Raw genomic sequence first — 15330 nt, 5'->3', positions numbered from 1 at the left:
ATAGCGCCATTACGGTTACACTGTGTAATCGTGGCGCCGGCTGACGTCGCCGCTTTCCCTGCGCGAGAGTCCATACACAGGAGGTGATGCCGATGCATGCACTTCGTCCCCAGGCGACTCGCCTGGGCCAGATCCTGGTCTTCGCTACGCTCCTGGGCGCCTGCGGTGTCGCGGCCGCCGATGCCGAGCGTCTGGAGGCCGACCTGCGGGCGCTGTTCGGCGAGGGCGGCAACCTCTCGCTGGGGGAGGTGTCGAGTGCCATGATGCGCTCACGCGTCAGCGCCGAGAATATCGTCTTCGAGGCGCAGGAGGGCGAGCGCCTGTTGATCGAGCGATACATCGTCAGCGGCGACTACGACAGCCCGGACGAGGTGATCCTCGAGGGGCTGCGGATCGAGGACAGCCTGACCGAGCTGATGCTGGTGAGCGTCGAGCGCATCGTCCTGGGTGAGCCTTCCCGGGCCGTGTTGCCGCTGGATGGCGGCCTGGCCCCGGAGGCGCTGCGCATCGGCAGCCTGGCCATCGACGGCATCGACATCGACCTGGCCTCGGAGATCGCCGAGGACCTCTTCCAGGGCTCGGCCTTCCGCGAGGGCGAGGGCCGGCTGACCATCGACAGGGTGCGCGGCGAGGCGCTATCCCATTCGGCCATCGGCATGCTGGAGTTCAGCGACGTGGCCGGCACCGGGCAGGACCTGGGCGACCTGGGGACCGGCTCCTTCAGCCTCGCCTCGCTGCGCCTGGAGGGGCTGGCCGGGCTGGATGGCGAGGAGGAGACCCTGGACCTGCTGGCCCTGCGCGACCTCGATATCGCCTCCGACCGTCTGGTGGGATCGCTGGAGGAGCTGAACCTCGACGGGGACTTCAGCGACGGTGTCGGCGGATTGCGCCTCGAGGGCTTCCACCTCGACCTGGCACGCATGATCGAGCTCGCCCCGGAGGAGGAGCGGACCCAGCTGCGCATGGCCAGCAACGTGCTCACCGATGGCAGCGGCGAGTTGCGCCTGGATGCCGCCTTCCTCGGCAACTGGGAGGAGGACGGCGATCGCAGCATCCTGAGGAGCGACAGCCAGGTCACCGCCCATGACGCCCTGCGCCTGCTCTTCGACATCGAGCTGCCGCTGGTGCTGCCCGACGGCATCGCCCCGGTCGAGGTGTTCGCCGATACCGACCTGCTGGAGGCGGCCACCCTGCTGGGAGGCGAGATCCACCTGACCCTGGCCGACCTGGGACTGTTCGGCCGCCTGGCCACCCTGGGGGCCGCCATGGAGGGGGTGACCGAGGCGCAGTACATCGAGCAGGCGCGTACCCAGGCCCAGGGCTTCGGCATGATGTTCGGCCCCCAGGTCCAGTCCGTGCTGATGGGGCTGGTCGACCTGCTGGAGGGGAACGCCAGCGAGCTGGCGATCGGCATCACCCTGCCGGCGGAGAGCGACCTGGAAACCTGGGCCGGTGACCCCCTGGCGCTGCCCGACAAGCTCTCGCTGAGCGTGGAGGCTCGCTGACGCTGTAGCCTGGCTAAAGCCTGCATGAGAAAAGATGGGCTTCCCCATGACGGCCTTTCATGTGAAAGCCGTCATGGGCTGGGGTATCATGCGCCTTTCGGATTTCCCCCTGATGCGAGGTTTCCCGCCGATGTTCAGCCGTGACATGACGATTGCCGGTTTCGATGACGCCCTGTTCGATGCGATGCAGAAGGAGGTCGCCCGCCAGGAAGCCCACATCGAGCTGATCGCCTCCGAGAACTACGCCAGCCCCCGGGTGCTCGAGGCCCAGGGCAGCCAGCTGACCAACAAGTACGCGGAAGGCTATCCCGGCAAGCGTTACTACGGTGGCTGCGAGTACGTCGACATCGTCGAGCAGCTGGCCATCGACTACGCCAAGGCGCTGTTCGGCGCCAGCTACGCCAACGTCCAGCCCCACTCCGGCTCCCAGGCCAATGCCGCCGTCTTCCAGGCTCTGGTCAAGCCGGGCGACACCGTGCTGGGCATGAGCCTGGATGCCGGTGGCCACCTGACCCACGGCGCCAGGCCCAACTTCTCCGGCAAGCACTACAATGCCGTGCAGTACGGCATCGACGAGAACGGCCGCATCGACTACGCGGAAGTGGCCAGCCTCGCCCGCGAGCACCGCCCCAAGATGATCATCGCCGGCTTCTCCGCCTACTCCCAGGTCATCGACTGGGCCAGGTTCCGCGAGATCGCCGACGAGGTGGGCGCCTACCTGCTGGTCGACATGGCGCACATCGCCGGCCTGGTGGCCGCCGGCGTCTACCCGACCCCGCTGCCCCACGCCCATGTGGTCACCACCACCACCCACAAGACCCTGCGCGGTCCACGCGGCGGCCTGATCCTCTCCAGCGAGGGCGACGCCGACATCGAGAAGAAGCTGCAGTCAGCGGTCTTCCCCGGCAGCCAGGGCGGCCCCCTGGAGCACGTCATCGCCGCCAAGGCGATCTGCTTCAAGGAGGCCATGGCCCCCGAGTTCAAGAACTACCAGCAGCAGGTGGTGAAGAATGCCCGGACCATGGCCGGCGTGTTCATCGAGCGTGGCTTCGACATCGTCTCCGGCGGCACCGAGGACCACCTCTTCCTGCTCTCGCTGATCAAGCAGGGCCTGACCGGCAAGGACGCCGACGCCGCCCTGGGTCGCGCCCACATCACCGTCAACAAGAACGCCGTGCCCGGTGATCCCCAGAGCCCCTTCGTCACCTCGGGCCTGCGCATCGGCACCCCGGCGGTCACCACCCGCGGCTTCGGCGAGACCGAGTGCGCCGACCTGGCCGGCTGGATCTGTGACATCCTCGACGTCATGGCGGCCGGCGATGACACGGCCGCCATCGAGGCCGACGTCAAGGAGAAGGTCGCGGCGGTCTGCGCCCGCTTCCCGGTCTATCGCTGAGGTGAGGATGTTGGCCGCGGGCAGCGCGTGAGCCGTCACGATCCAGTATGCTGAAGCCATGGCTTCAGCAGGGAAAGGATCGAAACACCATGTCGACACTGACATTCCAGGGCGCGGTCGGGGAGGTAACCGGGTCGCGCTATCTCATCGAGGTGGACGGCGATGGGGGCTCCCACAAGCTGCTGCTCGAGTGCGGCCTGCATCAGGGCGGTGCCGACGCCGACGAGGCCAATGCCAGGCCCTTCGGTGCCCTGGCCGGGCAGCTCGAGGCGGTGGTGATCTCCCACGGACACCTCGACCATTCGGGGCTGCTGCCCAAGCTGGTGCGCGAGGGGTATCGGGGGCCGATCCACTGCACCCGCGGTACCCGGGACCTGCTGGACATCATGCTGCGTGATGCCGCCTTCGTCATGGCCAAGGACGTCGAGTGGGAGAACAAGTGGCGCAAGCGCAACGGCAAGCCGCCGGTCGAGCCGCTCTACGACCTGGAGGACGTGGAGCAGACACTGGCGCTCTGCGAGTCCCATGGCTACGGCCAGCCCGTGAACCTCCCCGGGGGCGCGACCCTGGTGTTCCGCGATGCGGGCCACATCCTCGGTTCGGGCATCGTCGAGCTGGGGATTCCCTCCGGCGGCCAGACCCGGCGCCTGGTGTTCTCCGGTGACCTGGGCAACCCCAGCTCGGTGCTGATGAAGGATCCCGAGAAGGTCTACGATGCCGACCTGGTGCTGATGGAGAGCACCTACGGCGACCGTGACCATCGTCCCCTGGAGGAGACCCTCGAGGAGTTCGCCCGAGTGCTGGAGGAGGCGCACGAGGAGGGCGGCAATGTGCTGATTCCCGCCTTCGCCGTGGGGCGCACCCAGGAGATCCTCTACCACCTCAGCGTGCTCTACCACGAGGGTCGGCTGCGCCAGCAGATGGTGTTCCTCGACAGCCCCATGGCGATCAAGGTCACCGAGCTCTACCATCGCGCGCGCAAGGCGCTCGATGCCGAGGACCTCAAGGTGCTCAACATCGCCGCCAGCGGCGACACCAGCCAGTACCTGCCCATCCTCCGCCTGACTCGCACGGTGGAGGAGTCCATGGCCATCAACCGCATCCATGGCGGCGCCATCATCATTGCCGGTGCGGGCATGTGCAATGGCGGGCGCATCATCCATCACTTCCGCTACAACCTCGAGAAGCCCGCCACCCGGCTGGTGATCGTCGGTTTCCAGGCCGCCGGTACCCTCGGGCGGCAGATCGTCGACGGGGCCGAGCGGGTGCGCGTCTTCGGCCAGGATCTGGCGGTCAAGGCGCAGGTCCACACCATCGGCGGCTTCTCGGCCCATGCCGGCCAGACCCAGCTGATCGGCTGGGCCGGGGCCTTCCGCAATGATCCGCGCTTCTACCTGGTGCACGGCGAGCCCGAGACCCAGCAAGTGCTCAAGGCCGCCCTGGCCGAGAGCGACATCGAGGCCGAGATACCCGCCTACGGCGACCGTATCGAGCTCTGAGCCGCGACAAACTGCCGTCTTGCCCCCGGCGGCAGCGCGACTCGCCGGCCCCGAGCCGCGCTGCCACCTCGGCCGGCGGCAGCAGGCTGTCGGTGAGCGAAGCCTTCTCGTGACCTCGATCGAGGTGCGGCCACATGCCCCATGCGAAACATCCCGGGATGCCCTAGGCTTGTCTGACTGCAATAAGTTATTTGCTTAGAGGGATGTGTTATGAGCGTTTTGATGAAGCGCCTGCTGGCAGGCTCCGTCCTGGCCACGGCCCTGGCGAGTACTCCCGGGCTGGCCCAGGAGGCCGACGCCTACCGCGAGACCCGGCTCGGGCTCTACGTCTCGGCGGTCGAGGCCTTCGAGCTGCTTCAGGAGAACGAACGCGCCGTGCTGATCGACGTGCGCGACCCGATCGAGATCAAGTTCACCGGCTTCGCCGAGCCCACCGATATCCATGTGCCCTGGGTGCTGGCCGATCGCGGCAACTTCGACGACGAGGCGAAGACCTGGCCCATGGTACGCAACGCCGATTTCGAGCCCCGGGTGAAGGAGCGCCTCGAGGCCCTGGGCGTGGCCGAGGACGACCCGATCATCGTCATCTGCCGCTCCGGCTCCACCCGCAGCGCGCCGGGTGCCGACGCGATCGCCGAGATGGGCTACCGCCAGGTCTACTCGGTGAGCGACGGTTTCGAGGGCAGTACCCTCAAGGAAGGCGACTCCAGGGGCGTGCGCGCACTGAACGGCTGGCGCAACTCCGGTCTGCCCTGGAGCTACGAGATCGACCCCGGCGTCGCCTGGCGCCCCGCGGACGGATCCTGACACCGCAAGACACGCCTCGCCGAGGCGTGAAACGCGACAACCAGCAAGAGGTGACAGCATGACCATCAAGAAGACGGCAATCCTGGCCGCTGCCGCTGCCATCGGCCTCTCCGGCGCTGCCCTGGCCGACAGCCACGGTGGCAACGCTCACGAGGACAGGGCCCTGGTGATCCTCACCAGCGACTCCCTGCAGACCCAGGGCATGGCGATGATCCTCTCCAACGCCATGCAGCAGCAGGGGACCGACCTGCACATCCTGCTGTGTGATGCAGCGGGCGAACTGGCCATCCAGGGCTACGAGAGCGCCGAGGCGATCAACACGCCCCCCAGCAACCCGGCGGGCCAGGTCAAGCCGGAGGGCATTCTGGGCATGCTGATGGGCAACGGGGCCAGCGTGGATGTCTGCGCCATCTACCTCCCCAACAGCGACCACGAGGAAGGCGATCTGCGCGAGGGCGTGGGCGTGGCGGCTCCCGGCCCCATGGCAGAGATGATGCGCGACCCGGCGATACCCGTCTACAGCTTCTGATACCGGCTGCCGCTCGCGCTTCCGTGCCGGTTGCGCGAGTGCCGAACCTCCTTGCCGTGACCCCCGGACCTTTGCCGGGGGTTGCGGCTTTCTTGTTTATTTTCTTGAAAAAACAACGATGTAGCCAGGCTATCCGGCTCATCGGAAAGACTTATTGGTCAATATATTCCATATTGAGCTAACTTTATAACCGTAGAAACGCGGAGGGCATGTCGCTCTCCACGATCGCGACCCGAGGAGTTCGATAATGGAAATGCAAGCCGTCCAGCAGCCCGTCATGCCGCAGCTCAACCGTCCGGCCCCCGACTTCACCGCCAAGACCACCCAGGGCGAGAAGTCACTGGCCGACTACAAGGGCAAGTGGCTGGTGCTGTTCGCCCACCCCGCCGACTTCACTCCGGTGTGCACCACCGAGTTCTCGGCCTTCGCCACCCGTGCCGAGCAGTTCAAGGCGGTCAACACCGAACTGCTGGGGCTCTCCATCGATGGCATCCATGCGCATATCGCCTGGACCCGCAGCATCAAGGAGAACTTCGGTATCGAGATCCCCTTCCCGATCATCGCCGACCTGAACATGAAGGTGGCCAACGCCTACGGCATGGTGCAGCCGGGTGCCAGCGACACCTCGGCGGTGCGTGCCACCTTCGTCATCGACCCGGATGGCATCCTGCGCGCGATGATCTACTACCCGATGAGCAACGGCCGCTCCGTCGACGAGGTGCTGCGCCTGGTCAAGGCTCTGCAGACCAGCGACGAGCATGGCGTGGCCACCCCGGAAGCCTGGCAGCCGGGCGAGCCGGTCATCGTGCCGCCGCCGCACACCGATGCCGAGGCCGAGGCCCGCAAGGACCAGGGCTACGAGTACACCGACTGGTACTTCTCCAAGAAGACCCTGTAAGCACGGGTCGAACCGGGCCCCAGTGGATTGCCGGGGCCCATGGCCCGAGTCGACGTTTCAGGCGTAAGGAGGCCAACATGAAGACGTTTTCCCTTTCCCGCAGCACGGGAGCCGGCAAGCCCGATGTCGCCGGCTTCTTCGATCCGCGGACCTTCAGCGTGCAGTACGTGGTCAGCGATCCTGTCTCACGGCGGTGCGCCATCATCGACCCGGTGCTCGACTTCGACGAGAAGTCCGGTGCCACCGCCACCCACCATGCCGACGAGCTGCTCGCCTACGTGAAGGAGCAGGGGCTCGAGGTGCAGTGGATCCTCGACACCCACCCCCACGCCGACCACTTCTCCGCGGCCCGCTACCTCAAGGAGCGCACCGGGGCGCCGACCGCCATCGGCAAGCATGTGGTCGAGGTGCAGGCGCTGTGGAAGGGAATCTACCACTGGCCCGACTTTCCTGCCGACGGGCGCCAGTGGGACCGACTGTTCGCCGAGGGCGACACCTTCCGCATCGGTGAGCTGGAGGCGAGCGTGATGTTCTCGCCGGGCCATACCCTGGCCTCGATCACCTACGTGATCGGCGATGCCGCCTTCGTTCACGACACCCTCTTCCAGCCGGATTTCGGTACCGCCCGGGCCGACTTCCCCGGTGGCGACGCCCATCAGCTGTGGCGCTCGATCCAGGCGATCCTGGCGCTGCCCGGCGAGACGCGCCTGTTCACCGGCCACGACTACATGCCCGGCGGGCGAGAGCCGGAGTGGGAGAGCACGGTGGCCGAGCAGCGAAGCCGCAACCCGCACCTGGCCGGCATGACCCAGGACGATTACGTCGCCCTGCGCGAGCAGCGCGACAGCGAACTGCCGATGCCCAAGCTGATCCTGCATTCGCTGCAGGTGAACACCCGGGGCGGTCGACTCCCCGAACCCGAGGCCAACGGCCGGCGCTACCTGAAGATTCCCCTGGACGCCCTGGAAGGTGCGGCCTGGGACTGAATGACCGGCGCGGCTCCCCGCGCCGGCAACCGGAGGGAGAGGGGTGAGATGTGGTGATCGAAGCCTCGGGCCAGGGATGGCCATCCTGATGTCGGGACCCGCTCGGATAGGCTGCAGGAATGAGCGGGCCGGCTGATGTTTTTCATCCCTGCCGGGCCCCATGGTCTTGCTGCAGATCAAGAAGTCCGCGCGGGCCTGACACTAGGGTGAAACAGGGTTCGATGCCGGCAGCCGCCGGGCTCCAATCCTGAGGGATTCCCAGGAATATTTCTTCATTATCAGTGTGTTGGAAATGGGTGGCCAGGTTGCCGGGGCCGGCACGCCTGTCGGCTCCGGGAAGCCGCCCGCATGAGGCGGTCGTGCGAGGGGAACAGGATCCTCAGGGGTATGCCCGGGGCCTTTCCCTTCGCTCTTTTTTATGAGTAATCAGTATATATATAGAACGAAAACTTCGTTATAATGTCTTGCATAGCAGAGGCAACGACATCCATTGGAGGTGACTGCCATGTCCCGGCCCATCGTGACTCCCTTCTTCGACGAGCCCACCAACACCTTCAGCTATGTGGTGAAGGATCCCGACAGCCAGTCCTGCGCGATCCTCGACTCGGTGCTCGACTTCGACTACGCCGCCGGGCGCACCGACGTGCGCTCCGCCGACGAGATCATCGCCTTCGTGCGCGACAACGGCCTGGAGGTGGAGTGGATCCTCGAGACCCACGTCCATGCCGACCACCTCTCCGCGGCCCCTTACCTGCACGAGGCGCTGGAAGGCAAGACCGGCATCGGTGCCAACATCACCGTCGTCCAGGACGTCTTCGGCAAGGCCTTCAATGCCGGCACCGAGTTCGCCCGCGACGGCAGCCAGTTCGACCGCCTGTTCGAGGAGGGCGACACCTTCACCATCGGTAAGCTGGAAGGGCGAGTGCTGCACACTCCCGGTCATACCCCGGCCTGCCTGACCTACGTGATCGGCGATGCCGCCTTCGTCGGCGACACCCTGTTCATGCCCGACTACGGCACCGCCCGCTGCGACTTCCCCGGCGGCGATGCCCGCACCCTCTACCGCTCCATCCAGAAGGTGCTGGCCCTGCCCGGCGAGACCCGCCTCTTCCTGTGCCACGACTACAAGGCGCCGGAGCGCGAGGAGTACCAGCACGAGACCACCGTGGCCGAGCAGCGTGCCCACAACGTGCATGTGCACGAGGGTATCAGCGAGGAGGAGTTCGTCAGGATGCGCACCGAGCGCGATGCGACCCTCGACATGCCGCGGCTGATCCTGCCGTCGGTGCAGGTCAACATGCGCGCCGGGCACATGCCGCCGCCCGAGGACAACGGCCAGGTCTACCTGAAAGTGCCGATCAACAAGTTCTGATCCTGGTCCATCCCGTTCAACGCCTTCCTGCGGAGGAGTGCCCATGCAGATCCACGAACTCGAACCCGGCTTCGCCATCGCCGACGCCATCACCCCTGCCGACCTCGAGGAAGTCGCCCGGCGCGGTTTCCGTGCGGTGATCTGCAACCGTCGCCCCGGCGCGGCCGAGGATCACCCCGACGATCGCGCCCTGAGCGAGCGGGCCGCCGAGCTCGGCCTCGAGTGGCGCTGCATCCCGGTGACCCCGGGCGAGTACGGCGACACCGACATCGCGGCCTTCGGCCGGGCCCTGGACGAGCTGCCCACCCCGATCCTGGCCTTCTGCAGGACCGGAAGGCGTGCCGTGCACCTCTGGGCCCATGCCCGCAGCCAGGGCGCGACCTGTGACATCCCGGCACTGCTGGCCGCGGCCCGCGCCGCCGGGCATGACCTGGAGGAGCGGCGTCCGCTGCTGGAAGCCGCCGCCGGGCAGAACTGAGCGATGAACCCGAAGCGCTATCTGCCCATCCTGCAGTGGCTGCCCCAGTATGGTCGCGCCACCCTGACCAGCGACCTGCTGGCGGCGGTGATCGTCACCATCATGCTGATCCCGCAGTCGCTGGCCTACGCCATGCTGGCCGGGTTGCCGCCGGAGGTGGGGCTCTACGCCAGCATCGCGCCGCTGGTGGTCTACGCCGTGTTCGGCACCAGTCGCACCCTGGCGGTGGGGCCGGTGGCGGTGGTCTCGCTGATGACCGCGGCGGCGGTGGGGCAGGTGGCTCCCCAGGGCACGCCGGAGTACCTCGGTGCCGCCCTGGTGCTGGCGCTGATGTCCGGGCTGATCCTGACCCTGATGGGGGTGGCGCGGCTGGGCTTCCTGGCCAACTTCCTCAGCCACCCGGTCATCTCCGGCTTCATCACCGCTTCGGGGCTGATCATCGCCGCCAGCCAGGCCAAGCATGTGCTGGGCGTGGAGGCCTCGGGCCACAACCTGCTGGAACTGGTGGGGAGCCTGGTCGCCAACCTGGGCGGGGTGAACGCCCCGACCCTGCTGATCGGGGTGTCGGTCCTGGTCTTCCTCTATGCGGCACGGCGCTGGCTCAAGCCGGGTCTGCTGGGCCTGGGCATGCCGGACAGGCCGGCGGACATGCTGACCAAGGCGGCCCCCATCCTCGCCGTGGCGGTGACGACCCTGGCGACCTGGGCGCTGGGCCTCGACGCGCGGGGCGTGGCCGTGGTCGGCAGCGTGCCGGCGGGCCTGCCGCCGCTGACCCTGCCCGGCGTCGAGCTCGACCTGTGGCGCGAGCTGTTCATGGCCGCGCTGCTGATCAGCATCATCGGCTTCGTGGAGTCGGTATCGGTGGGCCAGACCCTGGCCGCCAAGCGGCGCCAGCGCATCGACCCCGACCAGGAGCTGGTGGGACTCGGGACCTCGAACATCGCCGCGTCCTTCACCGGGGGCATGCCGGTGACCGGCGGCTTCGCCCGCTCGGTGGTCAACTTCGATGCCGGCGCCGAGACGCCGGCGGCCGGGGCCTTCACCGCGGTGGGTATCGCCGTGGCGGCACTGCTGCTGACCCCGCTGATCGCCTATCTGCCGATCGCCACCCTGGCCGCGACCATCATCGTGGCCGTGCTCTCGCTGGTGGACATCGGCGCGGTGAAGCGGACCTGGGACTACTCCCGCAGCGACTTCGCCGCCATGCTGGCGACCATCGTGGTGACCCTGGGCCATGGCGTGGAGAGCGGCATCCTGGTCGGCGTGGGCCTGTCGCTGGCGCTGCATCTCTACCGCACCAGCCGCCCGCACAGTGCGGTGGTGGGCCGGGTGCCGGGCAGCGAGCATTTCCGCAACGTGCAGCGCCACGCGGTGGAGACCGACGAGCGGCTGGTGATCCTGCGGGTCGACGAGAGCCTCTACTTCGCCAATGCGCGCTATCTCGAGGACACCGTGATGGAGATCGCCGCCCGGCAGCCGGGCCTTCGGCACCTCGTGCTGGCCTGCCAGGCGGTCAATGTCATCGACGCCTCGGCGCTGGAGAGCCTGGAGGCGATCAATGCCCGGCTCAAGGATTCGGCGGTGAGCCTGCACCTGGCCGAGGTGAAGGGGCCGGTGATGGATCGGTTGCACAACACCGAGTTCTGCCACGAGCTGACCGGCAAGGTGTTCCTCAGCACCTACGATGCCTGGCGGGCGCTGCACGAGGAGGGCGTTTCCCCCTCGGCCGGCAAGGCCTGTCCGGAGGCGCACCTGGCGAGCGGCAAGTAGCGGTCCTCCCATGAGATGACCCGTGTCCGGCCACCGGCCGGATCACACAGCTGGAACCAAGGAGACTCACCATGAAGAAGAACGTAGGCGGTATCGACAAGATCGCACGCATCGTCGTCGGGGCGCTGCTGATCGGGCTGGCAGTGACCGGCACCATCGGCGCCTGGGGCTGGATCGGCATCCTGCCGCTGGCCACCGGCGTGCTCAATACCTGCCCGGCCTACAGCCTGCTGGGCATCAGTACCTGCAAGGGAAAATCCTGACGCCAGCCGGCGGCTGGTGGAACGCGAACCTATCGAGGAGAGACGACACGTGGACTGGACAGCGAGCCTTCAGGGGTTGATCGGCGGCGTGCTGATCGGCCTCTCGGCCACCTGGCTGATGGCGACCCTGGGGCGTATCGCCGGCATCAGCGGCATCATCGGCAATCTCGTCACCGCCAGGCCCCGGGGCGACAGCGCCTGGCGCCTGACCTTCCTGCTCGGCCTCGTCAGCGGCCCGATCCTGCTGATGCTGGTCGGCGGCGGGCTGGGCAATGTGGTTGGCCACCCGGGCGAGGTGGTCGGCGAGCCGGCGGGCGGCGTGGTGCTGATGCTCTTCGCCGGCCTGCTGGTGGGGCTGGGTACCGGGCTGGGCAGCGGCTGCACCAGCGGCCATGGCGTCTGCGGCCTGTCGCGGCTGTCGGTGCGCTCCATGGTGGCCACGGTGACCTTCCTGGTGACGGCCATCATCACCGTCTTCGCGGTACGGCACCTGATCGGAGGTGGCGCATGAAGACCGAGACCATGAGAAGCGTGATGGGCTATGTCGCCGGCCTGCTGTTCGGCCTCGGCCTGGGCATCTCCGGCATGACCGATCCGGCCCGGGTGCTGGGTTTCCTGGACATCTTCGGCGCCTGGGACCCGACCCTGATGTTCGTGCTGGGCGGCGCCGTGGTGACCAACTTCATCGGCTATCGGCTGGTCTTCAAGCGGCCCAACCCGATCTACGGCGAGGCCTTCCAGCTGCCGACCCGGCAGGACCTCGACGGCAGGCTGATCGGTGGCGCGGCGCTGTTCGGCATCGGCTGGGGGCTCTCGGGCTACTGCCCGGGCCCGGCCTTCGCTTCCATCGGCGGGCTCACGGCACCGCTGGTTGCCATGCTGGTGGCGATGATCGCCGGCTGGTTCCTGGCCCGGGCGATTCCCGCCAGGTCCTGACAGCACTGCACCCGAGGCAGCCCCATCCCCCGTTGGCCTGGCCGTCGGGGGATTTTGCCGTTAGACCAATGGATGCCGGCTTGAGGTTCTAGCCTTATAACCATTTAACGCCTTCTTAATGGTCGAGTGACAGGATGTCGCACACAACAAGGATCCCATGCCATGCACGTTCTGCTCATCGAGGATGACACCCTCGTCGCTTCCGGCATCCAGGCCGGGCTCACTGTCTACGACTTCGTGGTCGACCATGTGGCGTCGCTGGCGGCGGCGCGGTCGGCGATGGAGGCCGTGTCGAGCGATGTGGTGATTCTCGACCGTGGCCTGCCCGATGGCGATGGCCTGGCCCTGCTCGAGGAGTGGCGAGCGGCGGGCATCACCACGCCGGTACTGATCCTCACCGCCCGTGATGCGGTGAGCGACCGCGTCGCGGGGTTGCACGGCGGTGCCGACGACTACCTGGTCAAGCCCTTCGACCTCGACGAACTGGTGGCCCGCCTGCTGGCGCTGCTGCGCCGTGCCGCCGGGCGCCCCCGGGCGCTGATCGAGCACGGCCCGCTGTGCCTCGACCCCGTGGCGCGGGAGGTCACCGTGGCCGGGCGGCCGGTGGCCCTGTCGCGTCGGGAACTGGTGCTGCTGGAGGCCTTCCTGCAGGCACCCCGCAGCGTGCTTTCCGCCGACCAGCTCAAGGACAGCCTCTACGGCATGAACGATGACGTGGAGAGCAACGCCCTCAACGTGCATATCCACCACCTGAGGCGCAAGCTCGGCAGCCGGGTGGTGGAGACCGTCCGCGGGCTGGGGTATCGCCTCGGCAAGCCATCGGCGGTGGAGGTGCCGATGGATGCGGACACCGGCGGCGGGAGGCGGTCGTGAGCCTGCGCACGCGCCTGTTGCTGACCCTGGGGCTGACCCTGGCGCTGCTGTGGAGCCTGGCGGCGGCCTGGCTGATGCGCGACCTGCACCAGCAGTTCGTCGCCACTCTCGACCAGCGGCTCGCCCAGTCGGCACGCATGGTGGCCGGGTTGATGGCGCAACTCCCCGAGGAGGTGTGGCTGCAGGCCGACCAGCGGGCGCTGTCGATTCCGCCCATCGAGGGGCTGGCCTGCCAGGTGCATTCGCCCCGCGGCGAGATCATGGCGCGCACCCACACCGACCTCGAGACCATCCTGGCGGCTGGCGAGCGCGGGCACGCCTACCGCGAGGAGGGTGGGGTCACCTGGCGGGTGTTCACCTACGAGCGCGGCGGCCTGACCATCACCACCGCCGACCGCATGGATGAGCGCAACCTGCTGCTGCGCAACGTCATCCAGGTGGCGGTGGTGCCCTTCATCGTGGCACTGCTCGGCAGCATGGCGGCGCTCTGGCTCGGTGTGGTGCGGGGCCTCAAGCCGCTCCAGCGTCTGCGCGACTCCCTGGCCCGGCGCCACCCGGATGCCCTGGCGCCGGTGGCCACCTACGGGGTGCCAGGCGAGGTGCGGCCATTGATCGAGACGCTCAACGGACTCCTGGCGCGCATCCAGCAGGCCATCATCCGCGAGCAGCGCTTCACCAACGATGCGGCCCACGAACTGCGCACGCCGCTCACCGCCATCAAGACCCACCTGCAGGTGGCGAGCCGGGTCGAGGGCGAGACGGCGCGCCAGGCGCTGGCGCATGCCGAGGAGGGCGTGGCGCGCCTGTCACGCACCCTCGACCAGTTGCTGATGCTGGCACGGGTCGAGGGGCGCGCGCAGTTCGAGGACGGCGAGCGCAGCCGGGTCGACGACGTGGTCGAGCTGGCCCTGCGCGACACCGGGGTCGCGACCTCGCGCTTCCGGATGCCTGAGCAGTGGCCGGAGGTCGAGCTGGCGCTGCCCCGGGAGCTGGCCGTCACCGCGCTGCGCAACCTGGTCGACAACGCCCTGCGCCACGGCGGCGAGGGGGAACCGGTGGCGGTGGAGGCCCGCCTGGACGCGTCGGCCGGTGAGCTGACCTTCCGGGTACGCGACCATGGGCCCGGGGTCGACGACGAGGCCCTGGGCCAGATGGGCCAGCGCTTCTGGCGGGCCAGCAAGCAGCGCGGCAGCGGCCTGGGCCTGGCCATCGTGGTGGCCATCGCCGAACGCTTCGCCGGCCGGCTCGATTTTGCCCGTCCCGACGGGGCCGGGCTGGAGGCCCGCCTGACCTTCCCGGTCGAGGTGGGCCGTTGAACACTCCGTACAGGGGTCGATGACAATACGAGGGGGAGAACACAATGACCAGCAAGAGGATCACGGGTGGGCTCGGCCTGCTGCTGGGCGTCGGCCTGGCCGCCGGCCAGGCCATGGCGCTGGAAGGCGATGCCGAGCGCGGCCAGGCGGCTGCGGGAACCTGCGTGGCCTGTCACCAGGCCGACGGCAGCGGCATGAACGTGCCCGGTGGTGAATCCTGGCCGCGCCTGGCGGGACTGGATGCCGACTACATCGCCAAGCAGCTGCACGACTTCAAGGAAGGCCGCCGCCAGAACGCCACCATGCTGCCGTTCGCCAACATGCTCGACGATCAGCAGATCGCCGACGTGGCGGCCTTCTACAGCGAGATGCCGGTGACCGCGGCCCAGGGCGGCGACGTCGACGACGCGTTGCTGGCCCGCGGCGAGCAGCTGGCCCTGCACGGCGACTGGAACGAGTACATCGTCTCCTGCAAGAGCTGTCACGGTCCCGGCAACGCGGGGGTGGGCAGCACCTTCCCCGGCATCGCCAGCCAGCATGCCGGCTACATCGAGAAGCAGCTGCGTGCCTGGCAGGCCGATGAACGGGGCAACGACCCGCAGAACCTGATGGGGGCCATCGCCAAGCGCTTGAGTGACGACGACATCACCGCCGTCTCCGCCTGGCTGGCCGACCAGTCCGTGGCGTCCGAATAAAAGGGGA

Annotated in this window: 16 protein-coding genes; all 16 read left to right on the top strand. The window is 68.0% G+C overall.

The window, feature by feature from the left end; all coding sequences use genetic code 11:
- Positions 1–92: 92 nt before the first annotated feature.
- The 16 genes from ACOMD9_RS11530 (at position 93) to ACOMD9_RS11455 (ending at position 15323) form a co-directional block, all read left to right on the top strand.
- Complete coding sequence (locus tag ACOMD9_RS11530) at positions 93–1505, top strand: hypothetical protein (RefSeq protein ID WP_421414923.1); 1413 nt, start codon at positions 93–95, stop codon at positions 1503–1505.
- A 130-nt stretch (positions 1506–1635) separates the two neighbouring features.
- Positions 1636–2901 carry a serine hydroxymethyltransferase gene (gene glyA / locus ACOMD9_RS11525; protein WP_421414922.1) on the top strand — a complete coding sequence of 422 codons (1266 nt, stop codon included), beginning with the start codon at positions 1636–1638 and terminating at the stop codon, positions 2899–2901.
- Between the two features lie 89 nt (positions 2902–2990).
- Positions 2991–4400, top strand: coding sequence for an MBL fold metallo-hydrolase RNA specificity domain-containing protein (locus ACOMD9_RS11520; protein ID WP_421414919.1), 1410 nt, complete (start codon positions 2991–2993; stop codon positions 4398–4400).
- Positions 4401–4610: 210 nt separating this feature from the next.
- Positions 4611–5207 carry a rhodanese-like domain-containing protein gene (locus tag ACOMD9_RS11515; protein WP_421414916.1) on the top strand — a complete coding sequence of 199 codons (597 nt, stop codon included), beginning with the start codon at positions 4611–4613 and terminating at the stop codon, positions 5205–5207.
- Between the two features lie 58 nt (positions 5208–5265).
- A complete protein-coding gene (locus ACOMD9_RS11510; protein ID WP_421414913.1) occupies positions 5266–5736 on the top strand; it encodes a DsrE family protein in 471 nt (156 codons plus the stop codon).
- Between the two features lie 247 nt (positions 5737–5983).
- Entirely contained in the window at positions 5984–6634 is a 651-nt protein-coding gene (locus ACOMD9_RS11505) for a peroxiredoxin (RefSeq protein WP_421414911.1), read from the top strand.
- 77 nt (positions 6635–6711) lie between these two features.
- Positions 6712–7620, top strand: coding sequence for an MBL fold metallo-hydrolase (locus ACOMD9_RS11500; RefSeq protein WP_421414909.1), 909 nt, complete (start codon positions 6712–6714; stop codon positions 7618–7620).
- A gap of 505 nt (positions 7621–8125) precedes the next feature.
- On the top strand, positions 8126–8992 hold the full coding sequence (locus ACOMD9_RS11495; protein ID WP_421414908.1) for an MBL fold metallo-hydrolase: 867 nt from the start codon (positions 8126–8128) through the stop codon (positions 8990–8992).
- A gap of 43 nt (positions 8993–9035) precedes the next feature.
- Positions 9036–9470 carry a protein tyrosine phosphatase family protein gene (locus ACOMD9_RS11490; protein WP_421414905.1) on the top strand — a complete coding sequence of 145 codons (435 nt, stop codon included), beginning with the start codon at positions 9036–9038 and terminating at the stop codon, positions 9468–9470.
- A 3-nt stretch (positions 9471–9473) separates the two neighbouring features.
- A complete protein-coding gene (locus ACOMD9_RS11485; protein ID WP_421414902.1) occupies positions 9474–11240 on the top strand; it encodes a SulP family inorganic anion transporter in 1767 nt (588 codons plus the stop codon).
- 71 nt (positions 11241–11311) lie between these two features.
- Positions 11312–11503 (top strand): YgaP family membrane protein, encoded by a 192-nt coding sequence (locus ACOMD9_RS11480; protein WP_421414900.1) that lies wholly within the window; start codon positions 11312–11314, stop codon positions 11501–11503.
- A 49-nt stretch (positions 11504–11552) separates the two neighbouring features.
- Complete coding sequence (locus tag ACOMD9_RS11475; protein ID WP_421414899.1) at positions 11553–12014, top strand: YeeE/YedE family protein; 462 nt, start codon at positions 11553–11555, stop codon at positions 12012–12014.
- Positions 12011–12439: a DUF6691 family protein gene (locus tag ACOMD9_RS11470; RefSeq protein WP_421414897.1), complete on the top strand. Its 429-nt coding sequence runs from the start codon at positions 12011–12013 to the stop codon at positions 12437–12439. The genes ACOMD9_RS11475 and ACOMD9_RS11470 overlap by 4 nt, the downstream gene beginning before the upstream one ends.
- A 162-nt stretch (positions 12440–12601) precedes the next feature.
- Entirely contained in the window at positions 12602–13312 is a 711-nt protein-coding gene (locus tag ACOMD9_RS11465) for a response regulator (protein WP_421414894.1), read from the top strand.
- Positions 13309–14628, top strand: a complete 1320-nt coding sequence (locus ACOMD9_RS11460; protein WP_421414891.1) for an ATP-binding protein — start codon at positions 13309–13311, stop codon at positions 14626–14628. Before ACOMD9_RS11465 ends, ACOMD9_RS11460 begins: the two co-directional genes overlap by 4 nt.
- A gap of 44 nt (positions 14629–14672) precedes the next feature.
- Positions 14673–15323 (top strand): c-type cytochrome, encoded by a 651-nt coding sequence (locus tag ACOMD9_RS11455; RefSeq protein WP_421414888.1) that lies wholly within the window; start codon positions 14673–14675, stop codon positions 15321–15323.
- The last annotated feature ends 7 nt before the right edge of the window (positions 15324–15330 follow it).

Origin of the sequence: Halomonas terrestris (assembly GCF_049166755.1) — a bacterium.
Taxonomy (GTDB): domain Bacteria; phylum Pseudomonadota; class Gammaproteobacteria; order Pseudomonadales; family Halomonadaceae; genus Halomonas.
The sequence above is the reverse complement of the archived record's forward strand: the minus strand, read 5'-3'. Positions and strand labels throughout refer to the sequence as shown.

Coding starts and splice junctions, on each gene's coding strand:
- ACOMD9_RS11530 (WP_421414923.1), top strand. CDS start 93: ATGCATGCACTTCGTCCCCAGGCGACTCGCCTGGGCCAGATCCTGGTC.
- glyA (WP_421414922.1), top strand. CDS start 1,636: ATGTTCAGCCGTGACATGACGATTGCCGGTTTCGATGACGCCCTGTTC.
- ACOMD9_RS11520 (WP_421414919.1), top strand. CDS start 2,991: ATGTCGACACTGACATTCCAGGGCGCGGTCGGGGAGGTAACCGGGTCG.
- ACOMD9_RS11515 (WP_421414916.1), top strand. CDS start 4,611: ATGAGCGTTTTGATGAAGCGCCTGCTGGCAGGCTCCGTCCTGGCCACG.
- ACOMD9_RS11510 (WP_421414913.1), top strand. CDS start 5,266: ATGACCATCAAGAAGACGGCAATCCTGGCCGCTGCCGCTGCCATCGGC.
- ACOMD9_RS11505 (WP_421414911.1), top strand. CDS start 5,984: ATGGAAATGCAAGCCGTCCAGCAGCCCGTCATGCCGCAGCTCAACCGT.
- ACOMD9_RS11500 (WP_421414909.1), top strand. CDS start 6,712: ATGAAGACGTTTTCCCTTTCCCGCAGCACGGGAGCCGGCAAGCCCGAT.
- ACOMD9_RS11495 (WP_421414908.1), top strand. CDS start 8,126: ATGTCCCGGCCCATCGTGACTCCCTTCTTCGACGAGCCCACCAACACC.
- ACOMD9_RS11490 (WP_421414905.1), top strand. CDS start 9,036: ATGCAGATCCACGAACTCGAACCCGGCTTCGCCATCGCCGACGCCATC.
- ACOMD9_RS11485 (WP_421414902.1), top strand. CDS start 9,474: ATGAACCCGAAGCGCTATCTGCCCATCCTGCAGTGGCTGCCCCAGTAT.
- ACOMD9_RS11480 (WP_421414900.1), top strand. CDS start 11,312: ATGAAGAAGAACGTAGGCGGTATCGACAAGATCGCACGCATCGTCGTC.
- ACOMD9_RS11470 (WP_421414897.1), top strand. CDS start 12,011: ATGAAGACCGAGACCATGAGAAGCGTGATGGGCTATGTCGCCGGCCTG.
- ACOMD9_RS11465 (WP_421414894.1), top strand. CDS start 12,602: ATGCACGTTCTGCTCATCGAGGATGACACCCTCGTCGCTTCCGGCATC.
- ACOMD9_RS11455 (WP_421414888.1), top strand. CDS start 14,673: ATGACCAGCAAGAGGATCACGGGTGGGCTCGGCCTGCTGCTGGGCGTC.